The sequence below is a fragment of the Polaromonas sp. P1_G2 genome, from assembly GCF_056405515.1.
Genome location: NZ_JBFUBY010001720.1, coordinates 1 through 364 on the forward strand (window position 1 = coordinate 1; position 364 = coordinate 364).

A 364-nucleotide genomic window follows, 5' to 3' on the forward strand; every position below is an offset into this window, starting at 1 on the left:
CCGCGGTACCTATTTCAAGCGAACCAGCAAGGGCTCACTGGTTTTCCTTCGTCTGACCCATGATTTCCTGGGCAGAGAAGTTGATCTTGCAGGTCGGGAAGGAGTTGCCGACGAAGAAATTGTCGGACTGCTTCGGATAGTAGTCCTGATCCGCCTTGAAGTTCGGGTCTTCGACGATGGCAAGCGGCAGTTTGACCGACKGCGGCACCACTTCGCCCTCAAGCGCAGCGATCGCCGTCTTGATGGCAACCGCGACCTGTGCCGGGCCAGTGCCTGCCGACGAGCATTTCAGACCGTCACCGGCAAACTTGGCGCAGAACTTGCGGAAGCCGTTTTCCGTCTCGCCGCCGAAGGGCACGAAGGG

The 364-nt window shown here is 59.2% G+C and carries 1 pseudogene; it reads right to left on the reverse strand.

What is annotated here, in order from left to right:
- Positions 1 to 34: 34 nt before the first annotated feature.
- Positions 35 to 364, reverse strand: a pseudogene (locus AC1D0P_RS32270) (ribose ABC transporter substrate-binding protein); the annotation flags it as partial.